The 22,915-nt window shown below is 65.6% G+C and carries 19 protein-coding genes and 1 pseudogene; 4 read left to right on the top strand and 16 right to left on the bottom strand.

Annotated elements, in window-relative coordinates; all coding sequences use genetic code 11:
* Window positions 1-15: 15 nt before the first annotated feature.
* Window positions 16-1,284 carry a c-type cytochrome gene (locus tag ACRQ5J_RS10570; protein WP_432383197.1) on the top strand — a complete coding sequence of 423 codons (1,269 nt, stop codon included), beginning with the start codon at window positions 16-18 and terminating at the stop codon, window positions 1,282-1,284.
* Here ACRQ5J_RS10570 and ACRQ5J_RS10565 read toward each other — a convergent pair.
* Together ACRQ5J_RS10565 and ACRQ5J_RS10560 are read right to left on the bottom strand one after the other, a co-directional pair.
* Entirely contained in the window at window positions 1,281-2,396 is a 1,116-nt protein-coding gene (locus tag ACRQ5J_RS10565; RefSeq protein WP_432383195.1) for a type IV pilus twitching motility protein PilT, read from the bottom strand. The genes ACRQ5J_RS10570 and ACRQ5J_RS10565 overlap by 4 nt on opposite strands.
* 67 nt (window positions 2,397-2,463) lie before the next feature.
* A complete protein-coding gene (locus ACRQ5J_RS10560) occupies window positions 2,464-3,108 on the bottom strand; it encodes an SAM-dependent methyltransferase (protein ID WP_432383625.1) in 645 nt (214 codons plus the stop codon).
* Window positions 3,109-3,315: 207 nt separating this feature from the next.
* Between ACRQ5J_RS10560 and ACRQ5J_RS10555 the strand changes: the two genes are divergently transcribed.
* Window positions 3,316-4,020 carry a head GIN domain-containing protein gene (locus tag ACRQ5J_RS10555; protein ID WP_432383194.1) on the top strand — a complete coding sequence of 235 codons (705 nt, stop codon included), beginning with the start codon at window positions 3,316-3,318 and terminating at the stop codon, window positions 4,018-4,020.
* A 1-nt stretch (window position 4,021) separates the two neighbouring features.
* Here the strand turns inward: ACRQ5J_RS10555 and ACRQ5J_RS10550 are convergent, their stop codons facing one another.
* The 11 genes from ACRQ5J_RS10550 to ACRQ5J_RS10500 form a co-directional block, all read right to left on the bottom strand.
* Window positions 4,022-4,822: an alpha/beta fold hydrolase gene (locus ACRQ5J_RS10550; RefSeq protein ID WP_432383192.1), complete on the bottom strand. Its 801-nt coding sequence runs from the start codon at window positions 4,820-4,822 to the stop codon at window positions 4,022-4,024.
* A gap of 15 nt (window positions 4,823-4,837) precedes the next feature.
* Complete coding sequence (locus ACRQ5J_RS10545) at window positions 4,838-6,421, bottom strand: methyl-accepting chemotaxis protein (protein WP_432383190.1); 1,584 nt, start codon at window positions 6,419-6,421, stop codon at window positions 4,838-4,840.
* Between the two features lie 65 nt (window positions 6,422-6,486).
* On the bottom strand, window positions 6,487-7,938 hold the full coding sequence (locus tag ACRQ5J_RS10540) for a c-type cytochrome (RefSeq protein ID WP_432383188.1): 1,452 nt from the start codon (window positions 7,936-7,938) through the stop codon (window positions 6,487-6,489).
* A complete protein-coding gene (locus ACRQ5J_RS10535) occupies window positions 7,931-9,535 on the bottom strand; it encodes a GMC family oxidoreductase (RefSeq protein ID WP_432383186.1) in 1,605 nt (534 codons plus the stop codon). Before ACRQ5J_RS10535 ends, ACRQ5J_RS10540 begins: the two co-directional genes overlap by 8 nt.
* Window positions 9,536-9,554: 19 nt before the next feature.
* Window positions 9,555-10,019 carry a sugar dehydrogenase complex small subunit gene (locus ACRQ5J_RS10530; protein WP_432383184.1) on the bottom strand — a complete coding sequence of 155 codons (465 nt, stop codon included), beginning with the start codon at window positions 10,017-10,019 and terminating at the stop codon, window positions 9,555-9,557.
* A 1-nt stretch (window position 10,020) separates the two neighbouring features.
* Window positions 10,021-11,400, bottom strand: coding sequence for a c-type cytochrome (locus ACRQ5J_RS10525; protein ID WP_432383182.1), 1,380 nt, complete (start codon window positions 11,398-11,400; stop codon window positions 10,021-10,023).
* 2 nt (window positions 11,401-11,402) lie between these two features.
* On the bottom strand, window positions 11,403-13,043 hold the full coding sequence (locus ACRQ5J_RS10520; RefSeq protein WP_432383180.1) for a GMC family oxidoreductase: 1,641 nt from the start codon (window positions 13,041-13,043) through the stop codon (window positions 11,403-11,405).
* An 11-nt stretch (window positions 13,044-13,054) separates the two neighbouring features.
* Entirely contained in the window at window positions 13,055-13,558 is a 504-nt protein-coding gene (locus ACRQ5J_RS10515) for a sugar dehydrogenase complex small subunit (protein ID WP_432383178.1), read from the bottom strand.
* Window positions 13,559-13,609: 51 nt separating this feature from the next.
* On the bottom strand, window positions 13,610-14,779 hold the full coding sequence (locus ACRQ5J_RS10510; protein WP_432383177.1) for a porin: 1,170 nt from the start codon (window positions 14,777-14,779) through the stop codon (window positions 13,610-13,612).
* Between the two features lie 80 nt (window positions 14,780-14,859).
* Complete coding sequence (locus tag ACRQ5J_RS10505; protein ID WP_432383175.1) at window positions 14,860-16,242, bottom strand: sodium:solute symporter family protein; 1,383 nt, start codon at window positions 16,240-16,242, stop codon at window positions 14,860-14,862.
* A 39-nt stretch (window positions 16,243-16,281) separates the two neighbouring features.
* Window positions 16,282-17,100 (bottom strand): IclR family transcriptional regulator, encoded by an 819-nt coding sequence (locus tag ACRQ5J_RS10500; protein ID WP_432383173.1) that lies wholly within the window; start codon window positions 17,098-17,100, stop codon window positions 16,282-16,284.
* A gap of 234 nt (window positions 17,101-17,334) precedes the next feature.
* On the opposite strand from ACRQ5J_RS10500, the gene ACRQ5J_RS10495 reads away from it, so the two are divergent.
* Entirely contained in the window at window positions 17,335-18,780 is a 1,446-nt protein-coding gene (locus ACRQ5J_RS10495) for an NAD-dependent succinate-semialdehyde dehydrogenase (RefSeq protein ID WP_432383171.1), read from the top strand.
* A gap of 682 nt (window positions 18,781-19,462) precedes the next feature.
* Here the strand turns inward: ACRQ5J_RS10495 and ACRQ5J_RS10490 are convergent.
* Window positions 19,463-19,933, bottom strand: a pseudogene (locus tag ACRQ5J_RS10490) (Rpn family recombination-promoting nuclease/putative transposase); the annotation flags it as partial.
* Between the two features lie 91 nt (window positions 19,934-20,024).
* On the opposite strand from ACRQ5J_RS10490, the gene ACRQ5J_RS10485 reads away from it, so the two are divergent.
* The gene (locus ACRQ5J_RS10485) at window positions 20,025-21,287 is read left to right on the top strand and encodes an amidohydrolase family protein (protein WP_432383169.1); all 1,263 of its coding nucleotides are present in this window, start codon (window positions 20,025-20,027) and stop codon (window positions 21,285-21,287) included.
* Between the two features lie 85 nt (window positions 21,288-21,372).
* Here the strand turns inward: ACRQ5J_RS10485 and ACRQ5J_RS10480 are convergent, their stop codons facing one another.
* On the bottom strand, window positions 21,373-21,915 hold the full coding sequence (locus ACRQ5J_RS10480) for a YaeQ family protein (RefSeq protein ID WP_432383167.1): 543 nt from the start codon (window positions 21,913-21,915) through the stop codon (window positions 21,373-21,375).
* A gap of 12 nt (window positions 21,916-21,927) precedes the next feature.
* Window positions 21,928-22,797 carry a formyltetrahydrofolate deformylase gene (purU, locus tag ACRQ5J_RS10475; RefSeq protein WP_432383166.1) on the bottom strand — a complete coding sequence of 290 codons (870 nt, stop codon included), beginning with the start codon at window positions 22,795-22,797 and terminating at the stop codon, window positions 21,928-21,930.
* Between the last annotated feature and the right edge of the window lie 118 nt (window positions 22,798-22,915).

Below are 22,915 nucleotides of genomic sequence, written 5' to 3'. Positions count from 1 at the left end.
GGCCGGAGCGCCGAAATGAGGAAAATCGTTTATGCGCTTCTCGCCGCCGTGCTGGCCAGCGCCGCAGCGGCAGCCGCGTGGCTGTTCTGGCAGACCGACGACATCGGCCCGCCACCACTGCACACCGCCAGGCTGACGCAGGCAGAGCGGGTCGCGCGCGGCGCCTACCTGGCCCAAGCCGGCAACTGCATGGCCTGCCACACGACGCGCGGCGGCCAGGCCTACGCCGGCGGCCGCGCGCTGCAAACGCCATTCGGCGCGGTCATCTCGCCCAACATCACTGCCGACCGCGCCACCGGCATCGGCATGTGGAGCGCCGACGACTTCTGGCGCGCCCTGCACAACGGCAAATCGCGCGATGGCCGCCTGCTCTACCCGGCCTTCCCCTATCCCAACTACACCCGCATCACCCGCGACGATGCCGACGCCCTGTACGCCTATTTCCAGACCATCCCGGCCGTTGCGCGGGAAAACCAGCCGCACCAGCTGCGTTTCCCCTACAAGCTGCAGGCGGCGCTGGCGGTCTGGCGCGCGCTGTACTTCAAGCCCGCCGTGTTCCGCGAAGAGACCGGTCAATCGGTGGACTGGAACCGTGGCGCCTACCTGGTCCAGGGCCTCGGCCACTGCAGCGCCTGCCACAGCGCGCGCAACCGGCTGGGCGCGTCCGACGGCGAAAGCCTGTCCGGCGGCATGATCCCGGCGCAGGGCTGGTACGCGCCGGCGCTGAACGCGCGCGGCGACTGGCAGCGCGAGCACCTGGCGGCGCTGCTGAAAACCGGCGCGTCGCCGCGCGCCACCGTCTTCGGCCCGATGGCGGAAGTGGTGCAGCAAAGCCTGCAACACCTGAGCGACAGCGACATCAACGCCATGGCCGTCTACCTGCAGGCGCTGCCGCCCGGCCCCAGGTCCAGGCCGTTCGAGCGCGACGGCAGTCCCGAAGCGGCGGCTTTCCTGGCCGCCGGCGCCAGGCTGTATGAGCGACACTGCGTGGACTGTCACGGCGCCAACGGCGCGGGACAGGCGCCGGCCTACCCGCCGCTGGCGGGCAATCAGGCCTTAACGATGGAAAGCGCGGTCAATCCGATCCGCATTGTGCTCAATGGCGGCTTCGCGCCCGGCACGGCAGGCAATCCCCGCCCGTACAGCATGCCGCCGTTCAGCCATGTCATGAGCGACACGGAAGTGGCGCAGGTGGTTTCCTATCTGCGCAGCGCCTGGGGCAACAACGCGCCGCCGGTCGGCGCCACCGAGGTCAACCGCTACCGCGCCGTGCCGCTGGATTAGGCGACGAAGCCGATGCGGTCGGTGGTGGCGTTGCGCGCGTCATCGACCGCGATCTTGCCGGCGTCGAGCAGCGCGTGCAGCGCGGTGTTCATCGTGTGGCAGCCCTCGCCCGGCTTGTCCTCCATCCAGATGCGCAGATTGGAAATCTGGCCGTTGGCGATCATCTCGGTCACAGCCGGATTATTGGTCAGGCATTCGGTGGCCAGATAGTAGCGCTCGCCCTTCACGGCCGGCAGCAAAGCCTGGCACAGCACGCCGCGCAAGGCATGCGCCAGCGCTTGCGCCTGCGCCTCGGTGTTGCCGAGCAGGCGCAGCATCTTTTGCAGGCCCAGTTCGGTCGAGCGCGCGTGCAGCGAGGCCAGCACCAGCGGCCCGGCCTCCGCCAGCGCCAGCGCTTCCTGCGCTGTCTGGGCGTCGCGGATCTCGCCGATGACAATGACGTCAGGGCGCTCGCGCAGCGCGTCGAGGGCGCCGAGGTAGAAGCTCTCGACGTCGCCGTCCGCGCCGACCTCGCGCTGGGTGATGACGCATTGGCGCTGCGGAATCAGCGTCTCGACCGGGTCTTCGATGGTGATGATGTGGCCGGAACGGTTCTTGTTGATCTCGTCGAGCATCGAGGCGATGGTGGTCGACTTGCCCTGGCAGGTGTCGCCGATAATCAGCACCAGCCCGCTGGTCAGCCGGGCGAAGTTCTGCTCGTGTTTACCGAGGCCCAGCTTGGCCAGCGGCATCGGCTCCTTCGGGAAGCGGCGGATCACGCAACCGAGGCGCTTGCGGCCCTGGAAGCTGAAGCAGTTGGCGCGGATGCGGGCCGTGTGCAGATCGACCGCGCGGTCGAAGGCGCGCTCCTGGATGCGCTCGGCCCAGTTCGGTTCGACCACCTCGAAGAACTCCTGCAACTCCTCGCGCGTGATCGGCGAGTCGGTCACCGCGACCAGGCCTTTCGGCTGGCGCAGCATCAGCGGGCTGTTCTGGTGGATCAGGATATCGCTGAAAATCAGCTTGGAGTTCAGCAGGTGCAGGATCTGCTCGACGAGGGTGCCGAAGACCGGATGGTCTTCGTTCTCGATATAACTCAGGGTGCGAATTTGCGACGATTGGTAGTGTTCCATCTCTGCTCAAATCTCCGTGGGATGCGCGGATGATTATAAGAGAAAATCTTGCATTACCGAAACTTTTTCAATCTTTCAGCTTGGGATAACGGAAACCGTTGCGTAAATCCATGCTGAAGCGCTGCCCCTGGTCGGTGACCAGCACATGCTCGGGCGGCTCCTCGCCAGCCAGCGCACGGTAGAACACCGGCAGGCCTTCCGATTTACGGACCAGCTCATCGCAGCGCTCGTAGACGTTCGGGCAGCCGGTGTCGGCCAGCAGCGCCTGCACGATCGGCACTTTCCAGGCGTCGACGCCGGCCGACTGGAACTGGCAGATCAGGTAGCCCGAGACGCCGCCCCAGCTGTCGACCAGCAGGCCGGGCAGGCCGTCGTCGTCGCCGCGGATGACCGGCACGAGGTCGGTCGGCGCGGCCGCGCGCACGGCGGCGGCGCGCTTGGCGACGGCGGCGCGCACGCGGCGTTTCATCATCGCATGGTCGACCGGCTCGTCTTCCTTGTAGCTCCAGATGCGGGCCACGATCTCCGATTTCGGGTTGTAGGCGGCGCGGGCCAGAAACTGGCGCGACGAGGTTTGCACGATGGCGGTGGCGCCCGGCTTGTTTTTTTCTTGCGGGCGACCGTCCACGCGCTCGACGGCGGTGGCGTAGATCAGGATGTCGCCGGCCAGCAGGCGCTTATCCTTGCCCTGTTTGATGGTTATAGTAAGCATAGGCAGCATGATACCTCATGCGCAGCCCATGCCCGGCCCGCTGCATTCTGCTCCGCCCATGCTGCATTCCGTCGCAAGCCGGTATCGCTGGCGGCGGCATGGCGTTAGGATGCAGGCTCAAGATCAATAGGAGAACCTCATGACCGTCAATCGCATTCTGCCTTCCCTGCTGCTGTCCGCCGGCCTGCTGGCCGCCACCGCCCCCTGATGACGGCCCATGCCGGCCCGCTCAGCTGGCTGAGCGGCGGCGAGCGCGTGCAGGGCAGCGGCAAGATCGTCAAGCAGAACCGCGAAGTGGGCCATTTCCACGCGCTGTCGCTGGCGGTCAGCGGCGACGTCGATATCCGCAGCGGCAGCACCGAGGGCGTCACGGTCGAAACCGACGACAACATCCAGCCGTTGATCGAAACCGTGGTGGAAAACGGCACGCTGCGCATCCGTCCGGCCAAAAACAACACGCGGCTCGATACGCGCCACCTGAAAATCATCGTGCAGGTGCGCTCGCTGGACAAGCTGTCGATCGCCGGCTCCGGCCGTGTCAGCGCCGACAAGCTGCGCGGTGAAGACATCAACATCGATGTCGGCGGCTCGGGGTCGATCAATGTCGATCAGCTGGAAGGCGCATCGGTGTCGATCGCGCTGGGCGGCAGCGGCACCCTGAAAGCGGCCGGCAATGCCGAGCGCTTGCAGGTGTCGATCGGCGGCTCGGGCAAGGTGCAGACTGGCCAATTGCAGGCGCGCGAGGCAACCGTCAGCATCGGCGGCTCGGGCCGCGCGACCGTGTGGGCGCAGAAGACGCTGAGCGTCAGCATTGCCGGCTCGGGCGATATCGATTACTACGGCGACCCGCAGGTCAGCAAGAACGTCATGGGGTCGGGCGGCGTGCGCCGCGTCGGCGCCGCGCCGCAGTAACTCAGGGCGCCAGCTGGTCAAGCAGTTGGCTGAGCGCTGCGATGATGGCGGCGGGTTCCGCCTGCCGGACCTCGACCACCGGCAGGCCGCCGAACGGCTTGCGCGCGGCGCGCAACTGCTGGGCGCTCGCGGGCAAGCTGTCGAGTTCGGAAGCGCGGGCGCGCCAGTAGGCCGGCTTGCGCACTTGCGCCGCCTGCGCGGCCGCCAGTGCCGGGCCAATCTCGCCATTGATGCTGCTGGCCGGGTAGGAACAGTCGGCGCTGGTATTGCCCTGCTCGGCCAGCTTGAGGCAGGCCAGCACCGCATCCAGGCGGGCCTCGCGGTCCGCCGGCAACGCATCCTCGTGCAGCGGCGCCACCAACACCAGGCCGGCCACCGGAGCATTGCGTGAGCGTAGCGCAAAGTGCTGCGCCACCATCGCGCCATAACCGGCGCCGACCACCACAAACGGCGCCTCCAGGCGCGCATTCTTGATCAAAAAGCTGAGATCCTTGCTGGCATTGGCCACCGTCGCCTCGCGGATGATCGGATCGCTGGCGCCAAAGCCGCCGCGATCATAGACGCAGGCGCGGGTGCGCGTGGCCACTTCAGGCAGCACCGCCGACCAATCCCAGCCCGCGCGGCCGGCGTCGGCCTCAAACAAGACTGTCGGCGCACCTTTGCCGGCGCAATACATATTCAGCTTGCGGCCGCCGACGTCGACGCGGATTTGCGCGCCGGACAATGCATTCTGGCCGGCCGGCGGTTCGGCATGCGCGCTGGCCGTAGCCAGCAAAAAAATGGAGGCGATGAGTTTTTTCATGCCGCCATCTTACCCTTATTGCAATGCGATCGGATAGCTGCCCGATGGCGACGCCGCCGGCGCCAGCTTGAATGCGCTCATCATTTGGCTCAGGCCGCTGGCTTGCTCCTGCATGGCCTCGGCCGCAGCGGCGGCCTGTTCGACCAGGGCGGCGTTCTGCTGGGTCACCTGGTCCATCTGCGTGATGGCCTGGTTGACCTGCTCGATGCCGGCGCTCTGTTCCTGGCTGGCGGCCGTGATTTCGCTCATGATGTCCGCCACGCGGGTAATGCTGGAGACGATTTCCTGCATCGTCGCCCCCGCCTGATCGACCAGTTGCGTGCCGTTTTCCACCTGCGCCACCGAATCGCCGATCAAGGTCTTGATGTCCTTGGCGGCGGCAGCCGAGCGCTGGGCCAGCGTGCGCACTTCCGACGCCACCACGGCAAAGCCGCGTCCCTGCTCGCCGGCGCGCGCTGCCTCCACCGCCGCGTTCAGCGCGAGAATATTGGTCTGGAATGCAATGCCGTCGATCACCGCGATGATATCGACAATCTTCTTCGACGAGGCATTGATCGAAGCCATGGTGTCCACCACCTGCCCCACGACGTCGCCGCCCTTGACCGCGATGCTCGAAGCCGACAGCGCCAGCGTGTTGGCCTGGCGCGCGTTATCGGCGTTCTGCTTGACGGTGGAAGTCAGCTCTTCCATCGACGACGCGGTTTCTTCCAGCGAGCTGGCCTGCTGCTCGGTACGCGAGGACAAGTCCTGGTTGCCGGCGGCGATCTGGGTCGAGGCGGTGGCGATGGTGTCGGTACTGCCGCGCACCTGGCCGACCAGGCGCTGCAGGCTGCCGTTCATATGCTTCAGCGCCTCCATCAGCTGGCCGGTTTCATCGGCCGAGCTGACGTGCACCTCGGCGGTCAGGTCGCCATCGGCCACCCGGCGCGCCACCGCCACCGCGCGTTGCAGCGGCTGCGAGACGATGCGGGCCAGCCACAGCGCCAGCATCACGCCGGCGGCAATATCGAGCACCAGCACGCCGATCACCACGTTGCGCGCCGATTGGTAAGCTTGCTCGGCGCCGGCCGCCGCCGCCTCGCCGCTGGCCTGCGTGTATTCGGCGATCTTGTCCAGCGCGTCCGCCTGCTGGTTCATCAGCTCGAATGAACTCCCGGTCGCCAGCGCCACCGCCTCGTCGCGATGCCCGGCGCGCGCCAGTTCGGAAATCTTGCGTCGCTGGACCGAGTAGGCCGTGCGCACGCGCACGAAATTCGCCAGCAGCCGACGCTCCTCGGTCGACGAGGTAGTGCTTTCATACTGATGTTGCAGCTTGTCGACTTTGCTCAGCATACGCGCAATCAGCTGCTCGTAGCGGGCGACGTGCTCCTGGTTGTCGCTCAGCAGTTGCTCCATCTCGTAGCGGCGCTTGGTGTTGACTGCCGCCTTCAGCGCCAGGATGTAGCGCATGCTCGGCAGCGATTGTTCTGAGAGTTTCTGGGACGCCACGTTCAGCCGGCCCATGCTGCCGATGGTGGTAAAGCCAAGGATCAAGGTCAGCAATAGCACCACGCTGAACGACAGGATCAGTTTTTTGCGATATTCAGATCGTAAAACCACTTCATGATGAGTCCTTTTTGATTGGGTTGCCCCGCCGCTGGTGCTGTGGCGGCGGGGTGAGACGCTTATGCGGCCCTGCGGCGACGCCACAGCCACAGCAGCGCAATCGCGGCGGCGACAGCGGCCAGCATGCCGCCGCGTGCCAGCCACAGCAGCGGCGATGCTTCGCCGCCCTTGCGCAGTAAGGCCACGCGATGCTCGTCGGTGCCGGCTTGGCCGGGACCGAAGGTGGTCATCACGTAGTTGGTGATATCGGCGATCTGCTGGTCGCTTAACTCGTGCGCGAAGCCGGGCATGCCCTGCCCTTCTTCCGGCCAAACGCCTTCAAGGATCGCCATGCTGACGTTGTCCGCGTTCGGGTGTTGCAGCACCGCGTGGTTGCGCAGCGCGGGCAGGCCGCGCATGCCGTCGCCGTTGTTCTGGTGGCAGGCCGCGCAGTTGTTGCGGTACAGCTGCTCGCCGGCGCTGGCCTTGCCGGCCAGTTCGGCGATGTCGCTGCCGGACACTGGCGGCACCACGGCGGCCGGCGCGCTGTCACGGCGCGCGCCCGGCAGGTCGCTCAGGTAGACGGCCATCGCCTTGACGTCCTGCGGGTCCATTTTGCTGAAGCTTTTGTCGATCGCTTCTAGCATCGGGCCGCCTGCGGTGGCGCCGTTGTTGGCGTGGCCGGTGCGCAGATAATCGGCCAGCGCTTGCTGGTCCCAGCCGTTCTTGCCGGGCGTGATGGCCGGCGCGTACCAGGTGCCGAGCGAGCCGCCTTGCAGGTACAGCTCGTGCTTTTCGGCCATCAGGAAGTTGCGTGGCGTGTGGCAGGTGCTGCAATGCGCCAGCCCTTGCGCCAGATAGGCGCCACGGTTCCATTCGACCGATTTGCTCTTGTCCGCCACGAACGGCTGCGTGTCGAGGAACATCGCGTTCCATACGGCCATGGAGGCGCGGATGTTGAACGGGAATGGCAGCTTGGTCTGCGGAGTCGGCGTGTCGCTGGCGCTGACGCCGTGCATGAAGTAGGCATACAGGGCGGCGGTGTCGTCGTCGGTCAGCCTGGCGTAGGCGGTGTACGGCATGGCTGGGTACAGATGGCTGCCGTCGGCGCGTACGCCGCCGCGCACGGCGCGCCTGAACTGTTCCAGCGTGTAGCCGCCAATGCCGGCCTTGGCCGATGGCGTGATGTTGGTCGAGTAGATCGTGCCCAGCGGACTGGCGATCGCCACGCCACCGCTGAACGGCGCCTTGCCGGTTTGCGTGTGGCAGGCAACGCAGTCGCCAGCGGTAGCCAGATACTTGCCGCGCTCGATCTGCGCGGCCGGTGAGCCAGAGCCAGCGGCAGTGGCCGAAGCGGCGGTCGGCGCGTGCGCGATGGCCGGGGCTGTTGCATCGGCTGCCGGCAAAGCGGCGGTCGGCGCGCGCGCGGCAACCGGGGCTGTCGCGGCGGCCGGTTCGGCATATGACGCGCCCATGGCCGCCAGCAGCATTGCGCCGGCGCCAGCCAGCACGGATTGAATCAGCTTAGCCATGACGTGCCTCCGACAGAATCTTGTCCGCAGTGCGCAGGGCCAGCGCCACGGCGGTCAGCGTAACGTTGCAGGTGCCGACCGTCGGCATGACGCCGGTGCCGACCATGTACAGGTTGGCGTGATCGTGCGCGCGGCCGAACGGATCGGTCACGCTGGTCGCCGCGTCCTTGCCCATCGACAGCGTGCCAGTGATGTGCTGACGGTTGCTGAACGCGCCAGCCTTGCTGTGCTTGATGTTGGTGGCGCCCAGCTGTCTGGCGATCTCGTCATAACGCTGGCGGGTCGCCTCCGTGCCCTTCAGCACGTACTCGTCCATATCCCAGTAGATACTCGGTACAGGCAGGCCCAGCGCATCCTTGTTCTTGCCCAGCGTGACGCGGTTGTTCGGATCAGGCAGCTGTTCCAGCGCATTCTTGATGCTGACGCGGCGCGAAGCGCGGTCGCGGATCGCGCCTTCCAGCTTGACGCCATACACGCCCTCGCCAATCAGCTCCTTGGTCACCGACGCCACTTGCGACGCATTGGAAATATCGATACGGAATGCCGCATGCCTGGAACGGAAAGCGCCATCGCGGAAATCGCCGATCGAACAGGGGCTGACCGGACCACGGCCCGGCCATACCGGCTCGTCCATATCAAAAGTCACGCCAATCGCCGGGTGGTCGCACAGGTTGCGGCCGACGAAGCCATTGCTGTTGGCCATGCCATTCTGGAATTTTTCGCTGGTCGACATCAGCAGCAGCCGCGCCGATTCAATGGCGTTGGCGGCCAGCACAAAAGTCTTGCCGGTCACGCGGTGGCTGACCTTGTTCCAGTCGTAGTAATTGACTGCCACGATCGCGCCGCTGGCGTCATGCTCCAGGCTGTACACCACCGCCTCGGTCACGATCCGCACGCCCGCCTGTTCGGCGCTGGTGGCTGAAATGCCGCCGTGATACTGCGCGTCGATCGGGCACACCGGCATGCAGTTGTTGTTGCCGCAGCAGGCCGGACGGCCATCGAAGCTGCGGCTGTTGCGCGCGGTGCAATCGTCCTGCACCTTGAACTTCGGCGCCAGGCGCTCGGTCACGCGCTGCTGGAAGTACGAAGCCGGCACCCGCTCCATCGGGAACGGCTTGGCGCGCGGCGAACCGGTATCGGGCGAACCGCCGACGCCGGCGATCACTTCCGCCTCGTAGTAGTACGGTTCCAGATCGTCATAGCTGATCGGCCAGTCCTTGCCGACGCCATACAGCGACTGCGTGCGGAAATCGCTCGGCAGGAAGCGCCACATCTGCGCCGCCCAGTGCCAGCTGGTGCCGCCCAGCATGCGGATGTACTGCGCCTGGAAGGCGTGCGGGCCGGTCTGTTCGATGTACTTGTTGGGTTCCGGTGTAAAGACCGGGTGCGGCGCCATTTCCGAGAACGGATACGGCGCCATGAAGTCCGATTTGAAGGCCGAATGGCGATAACGCTCGACCAGCTCGCCGCGACCGACGCGCGGGCCGGATTCCAGCATCAGCACGGAGCTGCCGGCCAGAGCCAGCTTACGGGCCAGCAGCGATCCGCAGATGCCGCCGCCGATGACGACCACATCGGCCGAATTAGTATTGTTCATAGCATTCTTTCAGAGTTGCTCACGGCTTGGCCGACCACGTGCCGCACGGGCCGTAGGAATAGCTGGGCGGGACCAGCACATCGGCCACCAGCAGGTTGGACAGCGCGTCCACATAGGTGACACAGACAGCTTGCTTGCCCTTGCCCACCACGCCCAGATACCAGCCTTGCAGGATGGCCTGCACCAGCGACTTGTCCGGCTCGCCCTGCGCGGCCAGCGTGTCCTTCAGTTTCAGCAGCGCGGCGTCGAATTCGGGCGTGGCCTTTTGCAAGGCCGCGTGCAGCGCCAGCGCCAGCGTGGCGTTCAGTTCGGCCTTGCCGGTCAATTCCTGCGACACGGCGATAAAATCCTGCAAGCCTTGACCGGCAGGCGCCAGCGCCGCCCTGGCGCGCGTATTCAGCAGCAATTGGCCGGCCACGCCGGACAGCATCACCGCGCCCACCACCTTCAGCGCGCCACGGCGCGACATTGGATGCGTTTTCATCTCATTCCCCTTGTTTCGATTGGCGACGGCGCAGTGCCACAATAATCAGCGCCGCCAGCGCCAGCAGGCCGACGATCATGCCGAGCCGCGCCAGCAGCACCAGGTGCGATTGCGGACCGCCCTGGCGGATCACCGCCACGTCTTCCGCCTTCACGCCCGGCGCGCCGCTGCCGTAGCTGACCTGGATATAGTTGGCCAGCGCGGCCACTTCGTCGTTCGACAAATGGTTGACGGCGTTCGCCTGATCGCCGAACGGCGGCATGAACACATGGCCGTCCCTGGTTTCGCGCTCGACGCCGAACAGGATGGTGGCCAGCAGATTGCTGTTGTTCATGGTGGCCGAGTTGTGGAACAGGCTCGGGTAGTAACCATCGGCCGTGCCCTGGCCGTTGGCGCCGTGACAGGAAGCGCAATTGGCCGAGAACACTTGCGCGCCCAGATGCGGCCCTTTGACGCTCTCGGTAAAGCCCTTGCCGCGGAAGCTGGGCAGCGCATTGCCGGCCTGGCCCCGGTTGAAGCGCGACACCGGGTCCTCGCCTGCCACCGGCGGCAGGTCCTTGATGTAGACGGCGATCGCCTTCAGGTCGGCATCGCTCAGCCGGCTGAAGCTGTAGCTGATGGCCTCGGCCATGCTGCCCGCCGCCTGCGCCTTGCCTTCGACGCGGCCGGTGCGCAGATACTGCACCAGTTCCGCCTCGCTCCAGCTACCGATGCCGGCGGTCGGATGCGAGGTGATGTTCGGCGCATACCACGGGCCGACTTGCGCGCCGGTCAGGTACAGCTCCTTCTTCTCCTGCATCAGCAGGCCGCGCGGCGTGTGGCAGCTGCTGCAATGGGCGGCGCCGTCAGCCAGGTAGCGGCCGCGCAGCCATTGTTCGGAACGCTGTGGTTCCGGCTTCAGCGGCTTGGCGTCGAGGAATATGGCGTTCCACACCTTCATCGAGGCGCGCACGTTCATCGGGAACGGCAGCGCGGTCGGCCTGGTGTCCTGCTCCACCGCTTGCACGTCCTGCATGAAGTAGGCGTACATGGCGTGGATGTCGTCGTCGGTCATCACCGCGTAGGCGGTGTACGGCATGGCCGGATACAGGTTCTGGCCGTCGGCGCGGATGCCCTTGCGCACGGCATCGCTGAACTGCTGTTCCGTGTAGTTGCCGATGCCGTACTGCTTCGACGGCGTGATGTTGGTCGAGACGATATCCCCCACAGGCGAAGACAGCAGCAGTCCGCCGGCCATCTCCTTGCCGTGGCGCGCCGTGTGGCAGGCCATGCAGTCGGAGGCGGTGGCGAGGTAGCGGCCGCGTTCCACGGTGGCGCTGTCGAAAGTGGCCGCTTCGGCGTGCAGCGCCAGCGCTGCCAGCAGCATGAGTACGCTACGCATCATCATGCCCCCTTCAGTTGGCGCACCATGGCGTCCGCTGCCTTGAAGCCCAGCGACACCATGGTGATGGTGCTGTTGCCGCAGGCCGTGCTGGCCATGGCGCCGCCGCCCGGCAGGTACAGGTTGTCGTGGTCGTGCGCGCGACAGTCGGCGTTGACCACCGAGTTGGCCGGGTCGTTGCCCATGATGGTGCCGCCCATGATGTGCTTGCTCTGATTGAATTTTGGGCTGATCTTGATGTCGGTAGCGCCCATGGCGGCGGCGATGCGCTTGCCGATCGGGATCGAGTATTGCTCGGCCGCCTTGCGCGTGTAGTCGCCGACGTCGTAATGGATGGCCGGCTTCGGCAGGCCCAGCCAGTCGCGCTTGTCGGACAGCGTCAGGCGGTTGTCCGGGTCCGGCAGCACCTCGTGCGCCAGCACGATGTCGGCGGTGCAGGCGGTCATGCGGCGGATTTCCGCGTCCAGCGCCTTGCCCACCAGGCCCTTCTTCAGGGCGTTGAAGGTGACGAAGCGGTTGCGCGCGAAATTGTTGAAACGGAAGTAGGCGCCAGCGTGCTCGCTGCGGAAATCGCCCTGCGAGGTTTCCATGATGCCGCTGTTGACCACCGGGCCGACGCCGGCCCAGTACGGTTCCTCCAGCGTCAGCGTCATGGTCAGCTGCGGGTGGTCCATCATATTGCGGCCCACCTGGTCGGAGCTGTTGGCCAGGCCGTTCGGATTGCGGTCGTCCTTCGACATCAGCAGCAGCTTCGGCGTTTCGATGCCGTTACAGGCCAGCACGAACAGCTTGCCGGTGACGCGGTGCGATTGCTTGTTCTGGTCGAGATAGTGCACCGCCTCGATACGGTTGGCGGCGTTGCTCTCGACGCGGTAGGCGACCGCGTTGGGCGTGATCACCGCGCCCTTGGCCTCGATGCGCGCCAGCGCGGTGGCGGCGTCGTACTTGGCGCCGACCGGGCACACCGGCACGCAGTTGTTGTTGGCGCAGCAGGCCGGGCGGTCGTCATAGGCGGTGCCGCTGTTGCGCGCCTGCGCGGTAGGGATATTGTTGTAGCCCAGCGTTTTCACCACATCGGTGAAGCGCTGCTCGCCGGGGCCGAACGGCAGCGGCGGCATCGGGTACGGCCTGGAGCGCAGGTCTGCGCCGCGCGGCCATTGCAGCGCCGGGTCGGCCGGGCCGCAGATGCCCAGCGTGTGTTCGGTGCGGGCGTAGTACGGTTCCAGCGTCTGGTAGTCGAAGGCCCAGTCGCGGCCGACGCCGTATTTGCTTTGCAGCCGCATATCGTCGGGCGTCAGGCGCCAGCAGGTGCCGGCCCAGTGCCAGGTCGAGCCGCCGGCATAGCGGATATAGGTCTGCGCGTAGCGGTCCGGGCCGCTCAGTTGCAGGTAGGCGTCCTCGGCAGTTTCGTGCGACGGCATCGGGTGCGGCGCCCATTGCGCCGGCGGGTAGCACGACGACGGGTCGCCCTTCAGCGCCAGCGGCAGGTTGCGGAAGTTTTCCACCACTTCGGCGCGGCTGACGCGCGGGCCGGCTTCCAGCATCTGCACCGAGATGCCGGCGTCCAGCAGGGTTTCGGCAATCGCCACGCCGACGACGCCGGTGCCGACGATGACGACGTCGGCGCTTGTTGAGATAGGCATGATAGGGTCTTTCAGAAACTCGGCATCGGCGTCAGCGGCACGATAGGACGGCCCCACTGGTTCGGGCCGGAGAAGCCATAGGAAGGAATCGCCACCGCATCGGCCGTGGTCTGGTAGGTCAGCGCCGTTTCGTAGGCGAACACCTGCGCGTCTTTCTTCGGCGATGCGCAGCCGGTGTACCAGGCGAAGATGATCCAGTGTGCGAACTCGCGCAGCGGACCTTCCGGAATGTCGGCGAAGAAGTCTTCCACCTCGTGCGCCTGCCTGGCGTTGGCGATGCCAATGATCGAGGTCATCATCTGCGCGTACTGCGGGTACTTTTCAGCGGCCGCCGCGGCCATGCGCGCGCCGACGCGCGCGTCCAGCCGGTGATTGACCAGCAGCGCCGATACCTGCATGAATTGCTCCTGCAGCGGGGCCGGCGCCAGTCCCCATGCCGGCACGCCGCTCCAGGTCAGCCAGGTGGCTGACACGGTTGCCGCGCCCAGTAAAAATTTTCGTCTCGTGAGTGCCATTATGTTCACCTTGGTCTTAGGCGCCCGCGCTGGCACGCGGGCGCCATGTGCTTAGAACGCGTGACGCAGGCCGATGCCCAGCAGCATCTGGTTGCGGTTCGAGGCGACAGTGCCCGATTGCGACACGCCCACCGTGGCGTTGGCGTCGATCAGGCTGACGCCGTCCGCGCCGACGGTCCGGCCGCGCGCGCGCTGGGTCGCTTCCAGGATGTAGATCGAGGTGCGCTTGGACAGCCAGTACGCCTGTTGCAGCGAGAACTGGCGGTAGTTGGCGTTGTCATCGATGCCGTTGGCGCGGGTGGCGCGGGTGTAGGTGAAACCTGCGCCCAGCAGCCACGGCGTGCCGGTCTGCCAGGTCGCCAGCAGCGCGCCGGTGTTGAAGGTGGCGGTGTCGCGGAACAGCGAAGCGGCGTTGGCGTGGTACTGCACATTGCTGAACGAACCGCCCAAGCTCCAGTTGGCTTTCTGGTAGCGCGTGGCGGCGGCCACATACTGCACATAGGAGGCCGACAGGTAGCCGGCGTTGAGCGCCGACTTGGAGAAGCTGGTCGACGCGGCCGGGTCCCAGTTGGTCTGGTTGGGACCGTTCTTCAGCACCTGGTAGGCCAGCGCGTGGCGCCAGCCGCCGCCTTCGTACCTGACCGACGCGCTGTGCTCGCCGCCGCTGCCGGCGTGGCCGGCCTGTTCGCCGGCCGCCACCATGGCGCTGGCGGTAAAGCCGTTCCAGCTTGGCGAGGTGTACTTGATCGAATTATTACTGCGGATGGTGATGTCGAAGCCGTCGATATCGCCCGGGTGGTCACCGGCCGCGCCGGTCACCACCGGCACCGGGCCCAGCGGATTGACGGCGTCGAAGTACGAGGAATACTGGCGGCCCAGCGTCAGCGTGCCGAGTTTCTTGTCGCTCAGGCCGAGGAAGGCGGCACGGTTGAACAGGCTGCCTGCCTGGCCGGCGGTGCCGTCATCGGTGTTGAAACCGGCCTCCAGCTTGAAGATGGCTTTCAGGCCGCCCCCCAGATCCTCGCTGCCCTGGAAGCCCAGGCGGTTGCCGTCCTTGGAGCCGGAGCGCATATAGGTCTTGGACCCGCCCGGCAGGTTGTCGATGTGCGTGATGCCGACATCGACAATGCCGTACATGCTGACGGTCGATTGCGCGGCGGCCATGCCGCAGGCGCCGGACAGCAGCGCGCCGCCCAGGATCAGGAGTTTAGGTTGTTTCATAGCTTTTCCAAATGAGGTCGCGCAGGGCGACAAACACCCAGGCGGCGCCGCACTAGCCGCCAGCCTGGCCTACCGCGCCGTCAGCGCGAATACCGGGTCCCGCCGAGCAGACGCGCGGCCAGGATCACGATCGCTGGCGTTACCAGCGCGATATACATATTGTCGATACCGTAGGGATCTCCCAGCAGGTACCAGACGGTGGTGGTCAGCGTCGCCGCCAGCAGCCCGGCGGTGGCGCCGCGGTTGCCGCCGAAGAAAGGCAGATACAGTCCGATCACGGCCACCACCGAAATCGACAGGCGCAAGGCGCGCGTGAAAAACGACAGATGCAACAAGCCCGGCGCAAACAGCACAAACACCAGCGGCACAAAACCGATGCCCAGCGCCAGCCAGCGGGTGACGCGAAACTCGCGCTCGGCCGACGGCTGGTAGAACGGCACGTAAAAGTCCCTGACCACCAGCGAGGCGATGGCCAGCGCCACCGTGCTGACGCCGGCAAAAATCGCCGCCACCAGCGACACCGTCACCAGCCCGGCCAAAAACACATTCATGTGCTGCAAAAAGATCGGCAGCGCGTACAGGCTCTGCATATCCGGATACAGATAGCGCGCGGCCACGCCGATCAAGCCCAGCGCCACGCCCAGCGGGATCGCCAGCGCGCCGGCGATGAAGGACGCGCAGCGCGCGCCGTTGGCGCTGCGCGTCGACGAGATCGCTTGGACGATGTACTGCGTCGAAAAAATCGCGCCGATATTCCCGATAAAAAACGCCACGATGGTCGACGCGCCCAGCGTGCCGTCCCACGTGAAATAAAACGCCGGCAGCGCCGCCCGGATCGGCGCCACGCCGCCAGTCATGCTCAGCGCCACCGCCAGCACGATCAGCACGCCCAGGTACTTGAGCGCGCTATGCCAGATGTTCACGTGGGCCAGGCTCTTCATGCCGCCGAACGCGAAGTAAAACGTGCTGACCAGCGCGATAATCAGCGCGGCCAGCGGCAAGTCAATGTGCAGCACGGTGGCGATTGCCGCCGCGCCGCTGACGTAGTTGCCGACGTTCACCAGCAACAACGCGTAAATCATGATCAGCGACACGATCAGCTGCGTCGAGCGGCCGTAGCGCTGGAAGATCGCGCCGGAGATCGTGTACTCGCCCGAGTTGTACAGCTTGCGCGCCAGGAACAGCCCGAACAGCGGGAAGCCGAGCGCCGCGCTGAGCACCGCCCACGACGCCGCCATGCCCGATTCGAACGCGCCCTGCGCGGTGCCGATGGTCGACTTGGCGCCGACGAACTCCGACACCATCAAAATACCGACCACCAGCGCCGACATGCTGCGGCCGCCGACCATGAACTCGCTCGACGAGGTGCTGCGCGAGCGGGCCGCCAGCCACGCGGTCAGCGCAATGTAGAGCACCACCATCGCGATGATGATCATGGTGTCCGCCGCTCCGAACGTGTTCATGTCTCCGTGCCCCCTGTCGCTGCGCTGTCGCGTGGCTACCTAGCTGATCGCCGTCCCCGCATAGCCGCCGGTCGCGTGCAAGGACCGCGACAACTGCTGCGCCGCCTCCAGCACCGCGCCCAGCGTGTTGTCCTGGAACTGCTGCAAGGTGCTGCGGTGCGCCGGCGCCGCCACGCTCAAGGCGGCCACCGGCATGCCGTCGATGTCCAGCACCGGCGCCGCCAGCACATACAGCCCGCTGACGGTTTCCTGGTTCGAGGCCGCGTAGCCGAGGCCGCGAATCTGTTGCAGCCGCGCCAGCAAGGCGTCGAGCTCGGTCAGCGTGGTCGCGGTCAGCTGCACGCGCGGCTGGCCTTCCAGCACCTGAATCTGCCGCTCGCGCGGCAGCCAGGCCAGGATCGCCTGCCCCACCGCGCTGGAATACGCCGCCACCCGGCTGCCGATGCGCACGTCGACGCCCAACTGCGTCAGGCCGGCCTGCACGCGCTCGACATACATCACGCTGCTGCCGTCCAGCACGCCGATCGAGGCCGCCTCGTTGACCTCGCCCACCAGGCCGCGCAGGATGGGCCGCGCGCGGGTCCGCAAGTCCGAGCGGCCGATGGCGTGAAAGCCCAGGTCCAGCACCTTCAGCGACAGGCGGAACAGCCGGCTGTTGTCGACCTTGTCGACATAGCCCAGGCTCACCAGCGTATTCAGGAAGCGGAACGCGGTGGCGTTGTCCAGGCCCGCCTTGCGGGCCACCTCGGCCATCGTCAGTTCCGGCTCCTGCGCGGTGAACGCCTGCAGCACCTTGAAGCCCTTGGCCAGCGATTGCACGGTGTTCTTGGCATCGGCCGGCGCGGCAGTCTCTTTCATTTTCATTACCTCATTAATAGTTCGGATAGCGAATTGTACCTTGCTGCACTTTATTCGGAATGCGAACTTTAATTCGAATAGTGAAAATTATATTGCGGTTTTTTGTTAACCTCAAGCAAAACTGTATAAGACCTGCTTTTTGGCAGGGAATACCGGGTTTGCGGATTTCTGGCAAAGTAGCGGTTGCAGGCGCGTTGAGACAGCCGCGCCCCTCTTACATGACCGGAGATTTCTATGACTACTACCAGCTACCCAGACGTCCGCCTTCTGATCGCCAACGAGTGGACCGAGGCAACCGGCGGCAAGACCATCCCTGTGGTGAATCCAGCCACCGGCAAGCCGATCGGCACCGTGGCGCACGCCAGCAAGGCCGACCTGGACCGCGCGCTGGCCGCCGCGCAAAAGGGTTTTGAGGCATGGCGCAAGGTGCCGGCGTTCGAGCGCACCGCCACGCTGTGGCGCGCCGCCGCGCTGCTGCGCGAGCGCGCCGACGAGATCGCCCGTCTGCTGACGCAGGAACAGGGCAAGCCGCTGGCGCAGGCGCGCGCCGAGGCGCTGGCCGGCGCCGACATCATCGACTGGTTCGCGGCCGAAGGCATGCGCGTGTACGGCCGTATCGTGCCGTCCCGTAACCCGGCGGCGCAGCAACTGGTGCTGAAGGAGCCGGTCGGCCCGGTGGCGGCGTTCACCCCGTGGAACTTCCCGATCAACCAGGTGGTGCGCAAGCTGGCGGCGGCGCTGACCACCGGCTGCTCGTTCCTGTGCAAGGCGCCGGAGGAAACCCCGGCCTCGCCGGCAGCGCTGTTCCAGTGCTTCATCGACGCCGGCGTGCCGGCCGGCACGGTAGGCCTGGTATTCGGCGACCCGGCCGAGATTTCGAACTACCTGATTCCGCATCCGGTGATCCGCAAGGTGACATTCACCGGTTCGACGCCGGTGGGCAAGCAGCTGGCGGCGCTGGCCGGCGCGCACATGAAGCGCGTGACGATGGAGCTGGGCGGCCATGCGCCGGTGATCGTGGCGGAAGACGCCGACGTCGCGCTGGCCGTGGAAGCAGCCGGCGGCGCCAAGTTCCGCAACGCCGGCCAGGTGTGCATCTCCCCTACCCGCTTCCTGGTGCACAACAGCATCAAGGACGAGTTCACCCGCGCGATGGTGGCGCACGCCGAGCGCCTGCAACTGGGCAACGGGCTGGTCGAAGGCACGACCCTGGGGCCGCTGGCCAATCCGCGCCGCGTGGTGGCGATGACGCAGTTCGTCGAAGATGCGCGTGCCAAGGGCGCGAATGTGGCGACCGGTGGCGCGCGCATCGGCACCGAGGGCAACTTCTTTGCGCCAACCATTCTGGCCGATGTGCCGCTGGACGCCAGCGTGTTCAATGATGAGCCGTTCGGTCCGCTGGCGGCGATACGCGGCTTCGATACGCTCGACGAAGCGATTGCCGAGTCGAACCGCCTGCCGTTCGGCCTGGCGGGTTATGCCTTCACGCGTTCGATCAAGAATGCGCATCAGCTGATGCACAACGTGGAAGTCGGCATGCTGTGGCTGAACCAGCCGGCAACGCCAAGCGCCGAAATGCCGTTCGGCGGCGTGAAAGATTCCGGCTATGGTTCGGAAGGTGGTCCGGAGGCGCTGGAAGCCTACCTGAACACCAAGTCGGTCTCGCTGATGGGCGTTTAGGCGCTGCCGCCCCGGCGAACAACTGCCGGGGAGACACACCTTTAAACAGTGCCGCGATCCAGCGGCTGAGTTGTTCCGCATCGGCGGCAGCGATCGCTGCCGCCACCTCAGCCTGCGCGCAATCATCCGGCAGCAGGCGCTGCACCAGGCGCTGCAGCGCCAGACGCTCGCCCTCCACACGGCCCCGTTCCAAGCCTTGCTCCAGCCCTTGTTCCAGTCCTTGTTCCAGTCCTTGTTCCAGCCCTTGTTCCAGCCCTTGTTCCAGCCCTTGTTCCAGCCCTTGTTCCAGTCCTTGTTCCAGTCCTTGCTCTCGTCCTTCCGCCAGTCCCAGCTCTCGGCCTTGCTCTCGGCCCAGCGCCAGACCTTCGATAATGGCTTTCTCGCGTGCTTTGGCGATAGGCCGCTCAAACATTCCGGGATCGAACATTTCGTCGTAAGTGAATTTTCGCCGCATTTTCATGGTGAACGCCTCCTCCAGATCCATGCTAGTCTGCACCGCCGCGTCCTGCAAGGTCAGCTGGATCCAGCGTACCAGGCTTTCGCGCGCCGGGTCCAGATCGCGCTCCCTGATCCGTTCCGCCACGTCATCCAGGGCTGCCCGCATCGCGGCATCCGTACTCGCGCTTAACAGGCGGAACAGCAGGCTCACGATATCAGCATGCGCGCCAGCATGATGCTGATCGAGCAGCAAATATTGCTGGCCGGGCTGAAAACGCTCCAGCCCTGTCGGCGCCGGCAGCATCAAATCGGCCAAGCGCGTCGCCGCGCGCCAGGGCCGGCGTCCGTGGTACAACACAATCGGCAACACTGGCGGCAATCTGCCATGCTTGCTCAACTTGTGCTGCGCCACCAGATCCTGATACAGCAAGCCCACATACACCTGCATGCGCAACGCCATCCACTTATCCGGCCGCGCCTGAAATTCCAGCAGAATGTAGACATATACCCACTCACCGCCGATATGCGCGCGCCACACCACATCCTGATGCCGCGTCCGGCCGCGGTCGCTGGCATAGCTGGCGTTGACCCGCTCGAACGCGTGCACCGACAAGGTCCGCGCCCAGTCGGCCGCAAGAAATTCCAGCACCAGATCGCGCACGATTTCCGGATGCGAAAACAGCTGCTTGTAAAGGTTATCAGCACGAGCGCCCATGAAAAAATATTCTAGCTTTCGCCATCATTGCCGAGTACGCTCGGGAATGAGCTCGGTTTGGCTCTCCTCAATAAAACACCACAAGAAGGAGATGTACTTGAAAGCGATCGCCTCATCCATCCTGCTATGCTGCGCGGCCACCGCCAGCGCCGCCGACATCACGGCCGTCAAAGCCGCCCACATGGTCGACGTGCGCAACGGCACGCTGATCGACAACGCCGTGGTCCTCATCAGCGGCGAGCGCATCGTCGCCGCCGGCAGCCGGTTGCCGATCCCGGCCGACGCCAAGCTCATCGACCTCGGCCACAAAACCCTGCTGCCAGGCCTGATCGACACCCACACCCACATCACCGGCAGCCCGGAGGACGCCGGCTACGGCATCATCGCCAAATCGATCCCGCGCATCGCCCTGCACGGCGCGCGCAACGCGCTGGTCACGCTGCGCGCCGGCTTCACCACCATCCGCGACGTCGGCGCCGACGGCTACGCCGACATCGGCCTGCGCGACGCCATCAACGACGGCGACGTGCCCGGCCCGCGCATCGCCGCTTCCGGCCCGGCGCTTGGCATCACCGGCGGCCACTGCGACGACACCATGCACGCGCCCGAATACAAGGCCAGCGCGCTGGGCGTGGCGGACGGCGTCGACGAAGCGCTCAAGGTCACGCGGCGCAACATCAAATACGGCGCCGACGTCATCAAGATCTGCGCCACCGGCGGCGTGCTGTCGTTCGGCGACGATCCGCGCACCTCGCAATACACGCTCGACGAGCTTAAAGCCATCATCGGCGACGCCCATCGCCTCGGCCGCAAGGCCGCAGCCCACGCGCACGGCGGCGACGGCATCAAGCTGTCGGTGCTGGCCGGCGTCGACTCGATCGAGCACGGCTCTTACATCGACGACGAAGGCATTCAGCTGATGAAGCAGCATAGAACCTACCTGGTGCCGACGCTCTACCTCGGCGACTGGCTGATCGAAAACGCCGAAGCCATCAAGCTGCCCAAGCCGCTGCTGGACAAAGCCAGGGTGGTGCTGCCGCAGGCGCGCATCAACATCGGCAAGGCGATCAAGGCCGGCGTGCCGATCGCGTTCGGCACCGATGCCGCGGTCTACCCGCACGGCCTGAATGCGCGCGAGTTCGCGGTACTGGTCAAGCTCGGCATGACGCCGGCGCAGGCGATCCGCAGCGCCACCGTCAACGCCGCCGATCTACTGGGATGGAGCGACAAGGTGGGCAGCATCGAAGCCGGCAAATATGCCGACCTCATCGCGGTAGACGGCGAGCCGCTCAACGATGTGCGCACACTGGAGCAAGTCCAGTGGGTGATGAAAGGCGGCGCGGTGGTGAAATAAACCCGGGGTCAGGTCTGACAAACGCACACGGGCTCAACTGCGCAGCAGTTGAGCCCGTGTGCGCTTGTCAGACCTGACCCCGGGTTTAGCGCTCGGACTTCAGCACTTCGCGGGCGATTTCTACGGTGGTGGCGCCGTCGGTCAGCCAGATCTGGCCGTCCTGGATCGTGCATTGCAGTTGCATGGTGCGCTGGGCCATCGCGGCCAGCTGCTCGGTGGCGGCCGCGTCCAGGTCCACCACGGTCAGGTTCTTGCAGCGCTCGACCTTGTTGGCCAGACCTTTCCACCAGATGTGGCTGGTGGCGGCGTAGCTGTAGACGTAGACGTGCTCCGACCGGCCGCAGGCTTTCAGGATGACTTTTTCGTCCGGCTGGCCAACCTGGATCGATAGCTCGATCGCCCCCGTCAGGTCCTTGTGCCACAGGTCCGGTTCTTCGACGTCGAACAGGCCCTTGGTGAAGCTCAGCGCTTCGTTGGCGTGGATGGCGAAGGCAACCAGGCGCACCATCATGCGCTCGTCGGTTTCGGACGGGTGGCGCGCCAGCGTCAGCTGGTGCGTTTCGTAGTAATTGCGGTCCATGTCCGCAATCGAGAGTTCTGCTTTGTAGATAGTTGCTTTGAGGGCCATCGAATAAATCTCTTAGTTGAATACCACGGTCTTTTGGCCGTTCCGCAGCACCCGGTGCTCGACGAACCATTTGACCGCACGCGCCAGCACCACGCACTCGACGTCGCGGCCGATCGCCGACAGCGTCTCCGCGTCCATCGCGTGGTCGACCCGCTCGACGTCCTGCTCGATGATCGGGCCTTCGTCGAGGTCGCCGGTGACGAAGTGCGCGGTCGCGCCGATCAGCTTGACGCCGCGGTGATGCGCCTGCGCATACGGCTTGGCGCCCTTGAAGCTCGGCAGGAAGGAGTGGTGGATGTTGATCGCCTTGCCCTTCAGCGCTTCGCACAGCTCCGGCGACAGGATCTGCATGTAGCGCGCCAATACCACCAGGTCGATCTTGTGGGTGTTGACCAGCTCGATGATCCTGGCTTCCTGCGCCCGCTTGTCCGCCAGCGGCGCGCCGGTGGCCAGCGGCAGGTGGTGGAACGGGATGTTGTAGCTGGCGGCCAGCTGGTAGAAGTCCATGTGGTTGGAGACGATGGCCGGAATCTCCACCGGCAGCAGGCCGCTCTTGTAGCGGAACAGCAGGTCGTTGAGGCAGTGGCCGATCTTCGACACCATCAGCATCACGCGCGGCTTGTAGTGGGCGTCGCGCAGCTCCCAGTCCAGTTGCATGGCGGCCGCCAGCGCGCTGAAGTCGGCGCGCAGCAGCTCGTCGCTGACGCCCTGATCCTCGCGCGCGAAATGCACGCGCATGAAGAACAGGCGCGATTCGCTGTCGCCGAACTGGGCGGAGTCGATGATGTTGCAGCCATGGTCGGCCAGGAAGCCGGAGACGCGGTGCACAATGCCGCGCTGGTCCAGGCAGGAGAGTGTCAGAATATATTCGGGAAGACTCATGACTCGCGTGAGAAAAATCGGACAAAAGAGAGCTATTGTCGCACGGCTGGCCCGTTGCGACAAAAATAGCACGCTCGTGCAATTTGAGATATAGTCGTCATCACCCCACACAAGGAGG

Origin of the sequence: Duganella sp. P38 (assembly GCF_050859475.1) — a bacterium.
Taxonomy (GTDB): Bacteria; Pseudomonadota; Gammaproteobacteria; order Burkholderiales; family Burkholderiaceae_D; genus Rugamonas.
The sequence above is the reverse complement of the archived record's forward strand: the minus strand, read 5'-3'. Positions and strand labels throughout refer to the sequence as shown.

Coding starts and splice junctions, on each gene's coding strand:
- ACRQ5J_RS10570 (WP_432383197.1), top strand. CDS start 16: ATGAGGAAAATCGTTTATGCGCTTCTCGCCGCCGTGCTGGCCAGCGCC.
- ACRQ5J_RS10565 (WP_432383195.1), bottom strand. CDS start 2,396: ATGGAACACTACCAATCGTCGCAAATTCGCACCCTGAGTTATATCGAG.
- ACRQ5J_RS10560 (WP_432383625.1), bottom strand. CDS start 3,108: ATGCTTACTATAACCATCAAACAGGGCAAGGATAAGCGCCTGCTGGCC.
- ACRQ5J_RS10555 (WP_432383194.1), top strand. CDS start 3,316: ATGACGGCCCATGCCGGCCCGCTCAGCTGGCTGAGCGGCGGCGAGCGC.
- ACRQ5J_RS10550 (WP_432383192.1), bottom strand. CDS start 4,822: ATGAAAAAACTCATCGCCTCCATTTTTTTGCTGGCTACGGCCAGCGCG.
- ACRQ5J_RS10540 (WP_432383188.1), bottom strand. CDS start 7,938: ATGGCTAAGCTGATTCAATCCGTGCTGGCTGGCGCCGGCGCAATGCTG.
- ACRQ5J_RS10535 (WP_432383186.1), bottom strand. CDS start 9,535: ATGAACAATACTAATTCGGCCGATGTGGTCGTCATCGGCGGCGGCATC.
- ACRQ5J_RS10530 (WP_432383184.1), bottom strand. CDS start 10,019: ATGAAAACGCATCCAATGTCGCGCCGTGGCGCGCTGAAGGTGGTGGGC.
- ACRQ5J_RS10525 (WP_432383182.1), bottom strand. CDS start 11,400: ATGCGTAGCGTACTCATGCTGCTGGCAGCGCTGGCGCTGCACGCCGAA.
- ACRQ5J_RS10520 (WP_432383180.1), bottom strand. CDS start 13,043: ATGCCTATCTCAACAAGCGCCGACGTCGTCATCGTCGGCACCGGCGTC.
- ACRQ5J_RS10515 (WP_432383178.1), bottom strand. CDS start 13,558: ATGGCACTCACGAGACGAAAATTTTTACTGGGCGCGGCAACCGTGTCA.
- ACRQ5J_RS10510 (WP_432383177.1), bottom strand. CDS start 14,779: ATGAAACAACCTAAACTCCTGATCCTGGGCGGCGCGCTGCTGTCCGGC.
- ACRQ5J_RS10505 (WP_432383175.1), bottom strand. CDS start 16,242: ATGAACACGTTCGGAGCGGCGGACACCATGATCATCATCGCGATGGTG.
- ACRQ5J_RS10500 (WP_432383173.1), bottom strand. CDS start 17,100: ATGAAAGAGACTGCCGCGCCGGCCGATGCCAAGAACACCGTGCAATCG.
- ACRQ5J_RS10495 (WP_432383171.1), top strand. CDS start 17,335: ATGACTACTACCAGCTACCCAGACGTCCGCCTTCTGATCGCCAACGAG.
- ACRQ5J_RS10485 (WP_432383169.1), top strand. CDS start 20,025: ATGTACTTGAAAGCGATCGCCTCATCCATCCTGCTATGCTGCGCGGCC.
- ACRQ5J_RS10480 (WP_432383167.1), bottom strand. CDS start 21,915: ATGGCCCTCAAAGCAACTATCTACAAAGCAGAACTCTCGATTGCGGAC.
- purU (WP_432383166.1), bottom strand. CDS start 22,797: ATGAGTCTTCCCGAATATATTCTGACACTCTCCTGCCTGGACCAGCGC.